Origin of the sequence: Pseudoalteromonas sp. APC 3224 (assembly GCF_030407535.1) — a bacterium.
GTDB lineage: Bacteria > Pseudomonadota > Gammaproteobacteria > Enterobacterales > Alteromonadaceae > Pseudoalteromonas.
The window spans coordinates 1-3,353 of the sequence record NZ_JASDDF010000071.1 but is presented as its reverse complement, the minus strand read 5'-3'; the positions used below and the strand labels follow the sequence as shown (position 1 = coordinate 3,353).

Annotated in this window: 2 protein-coding genes; both read left to right on the top strand. The window is 35.4% G+C overall.

Going from position 1 to position 3,353, the window contains the following annotated elements:
* The first annotated feature begins 101 nt into the window (after positions 1-101).
* Complete coding sequence (locus QL989_RS19060; RefSeq protein WP_013465395.1) at positions 102-1,937, top strand: AAA family ATPase; 1,836 nt, start codon at positions 102-104, stop codon at positions 1,935-1,937.
* A gap of 152 nt (positions 1,938-2,089) precedes the next feature.
* Positions 2,090-2,692 (top strand): hypothetical protein, encoded by a 603-nt coding sequence (locus QL989_RS19055; protein ID WP_290171710.1) that lies wholly within the window; start codon positions 2,090-2,092, stop codon positions 2,690-2,692.
* Positions 2,693-3,353: the final 661 nt, after the last annotated feature.

Below are 3,353 nucleotides of genomic sequence, written 5' to 3'. Positions count from 1 at the left end.
GTAGAAGATAATGGATTAACGGGTGTTTATATTGACGAAGATCTCGATAATATTTTTTCTAATTAAGTTAATTTAGAAAATGTTACTCAAAAGGATTTAAGATGATTCCAAAAATCAAGAAATTAATAATCAAAAACTTTGGTTGTATAGGAGCTAATGAAGTAACTGTAGATATTGATAAGATAGTTGTTTTAGTTGGTGCTAATAATGCTGGTAAAAGTACTATTTTGAGAGCTTTTGAAGTCGTTACAGATTGCTTGAAATTAGAACAAGATGATTTCCACAATAAACAAGTTACACCTGAATCTTTTCCGGAAGTTGAGGTTTATTCTTTAGCAACTGATGAAACGAAACCTGGTGATGAGTGGTGCTTGGAACAAGATGATGGGATGTTACTTGTAAGAGAAAAATGGACTTGGAATGGAATCAATGTTGAGCCCGTACGTGTAGGGTTTAATGTGAACTTAGGCCGCTATGCTCAAAAAGGTGATGATGAAACTATGCCTTGGGGTATGAATAACAAGGCTAAATCTAAAAGACCGAAACCTCATAGGGTAAGCACATTTGATGACCCAGAAATTCAAGCGAGAGCAATTAAATCACTTTTGAAAAGTTTACTAGATGAAGGAATTAAACAGTACAAAGAAAATGATGCTGATGAAAAGACTGTTTATGAAAAGGTATTAGATTCTTTGGACAAGCTACGAAAAGATACAAAGGTAACTCAAAATCAAAGTGTTCAAAATTTAGAGGCAACTGCAAACGAAATAATCGGAAAAATATTTCCAAACCATGAATTATCAATTCTAGCTCCTGAGAGCAATTCTACTATCAAAGTGGATTTGCTAGGAGATGAGTTCGACGTTCAAATGGGGGCGATAGGTGGCGAAAAATTTCCTCTGAATAAACAAGGAAGCGGAAGTCGAAGAACTGCTTTGTGGACTATTCTCAAACTTTTAGCTGATAATGGCATTAAAGCTAAAAATACAACATCTAAGTCGGCAAAATCTCAGCATGAAAAATTGGGAAATAATACGTCTCACGTATTATTGTTGGATGAACCAGAAGTAAGCTTACACCCAACTGCAATAGATAGTGCCAGAGATGTTCTGTATTCGTTACCAGAAAGTGATAATTGGCAAGTAATGATAGCTACACATTCACCAAACTTTATTGATCTTAGTAAAGACCATACAACGGTCATTAGGGTTGAGAAAAATGAGCACCGAAACATAAAAACAACCACTCTATATAGACCAGAAGATGCGAGTTTAGATGATGACGACAAAGAAAATTTGAAGTTAACAAATTTATTTGACTCTCATATTTCGCAAGCTTTCTTTGGGGGGAGAGTCCTAGTTGTTGAAGGTGATACTGAATATTCAGCATTTGGTTACATTAAAGATAAAGAAACCTCTAATGATAATTTTGAATATCATGATCTTAATATTGTAAGAGCTAGAGGTAAAGTAACTGTAGCGTCAATGATGAAAGTGTTAAATCACTTTAAAGGTCAGTACTTCGTTTTACATGATACAGATACACAAAAATGTATGTCGAAACGAAGAAATAAAGAGAAAAGCAAAGATGGTTGCATTGCATACGATGTGTTTGAAATGAATAATCCAGCGTGGACAAATAATGGGAAAATACAAGCTCAGATGCAACCTGAATCAAAAGTGGTAGCATCAATAGTTAACTTTGAAGAGGCTTACTTTTCAGAAACAGTTGCAAATGATAAACCTGAAAACTGTATTAATAATATCAAAACAGATCCAGATATGTATTCCAAAATTAAGCAGTTGCTAGATGCGATTTTGGAAAAGGACGGCGTTAAGCTACCAAGTGGTGCCATTGCTTGGGCTGATATTAACGAACTTGATGTTGCGGTAACAAACTATCAAAAATCTGTTCAGCATATTCACACAGAAGACTAGCGATATAACAAACGCATTAAATCTGACGTCACACATCGTGCGATTTTTTGCTTAGAAAGAAAATGACGCAAAAAAGCGTCCAACACGTTCCGCAGCTTATGAGGGCGTTATATACCAATTAACTATACAGAGTACTACAAAGGGAGTAATAAGTGAAATTAAGATACGATTCTATAAACCAATATAAAAGTCCTCAAGAACTCATATTTAGGCTTAGGTTATGGACAGATCCAGCATTTAAGAAACCACCAATTTTAATGGCTTCGCAGCAGGTAGGCTGGAATGGTATTTCGGTTGTTAATGCTTCGGAAGGTATATACAGTTATTTTATGTCTCAAGATATTCTAGCTTCAATAAAATCTGAAGAGCAAGACGTTATCAAGAAAATTACATCCTACGACTTAATGGGTGTTTTATCAAAGCTACAACAAAGTTTATCGAATGGAATGAATACAGCAGGTAATATAAATGATGAATTATCGGCTTTGATGTGGTTGGGGCCCAAAATCGGTCCGAGTTTGAATGATGCAAAAAATCATATTATTGAGTATTACAACGAATCTGAACAACATAGTTTAGCTTTTGAAAACGTCAAATTTATTGAGCATTATCCATCTCAGGCAGGGCATGTCCAAGACTGGTTTACACAAGAAAAATTCTTCGTGATTAGTTACAAAGAAGGATTTAGAGATCAAGAATGTATTGTTATGACTCATGATGCAATGCAACGAGAGTATGGGATTAAAGGCATATAACAAACTGCTCAAGAAGGGTTCGCAACGCGTGGCGTATTTACTATGCGTTGAATTTAGTGATTAAGGTAGTACGCGGCGGGATCTGTATTGCGTTGCTCACCCCTAAGCAGGGCATTATCAATGTCCTCAAATAGCACTCAGTCAATAGTCGGTATAGAGTGGTTTAACTTTCAGTATAAAGCAGTTATGTATATCGCTAACGTGGTAAATTAGTTTGCTTCTGGTAAATTCATCATTTTTGTCGGATGGCGTGGCTCCGCCACTTATTCGACCTACGTCAAAATGTAGGTTGGTTAAGCCGAAGGCGCCACCCAACAGGCTTTCAAATTCACTTTTTATCCGCTCATGGCACATAGCAGCCAATTAAACTTGGCAGTATTTTTATGAGATTGCCTTTATAGAGCTTATATTTGGTTACTTTATGCCATTATAAGCTTCAATATTATGCCAAGTTACACTTCAATTGTGCCGTTGTAGCTCAATGAAATCGAATGTGCCTATGTCAACTTATACTTCAAACAACATTGGGTGCTTATAATTCTTCAAATATTAATCCATGTATTTTAAGTCAGTTTTACTTAAATTTTGTATCAGAATAACTCTTTTCAATTAATGTTTTTATAAAGTAAAGCCAACCGACGGCGTTTTATTTCTTATACAG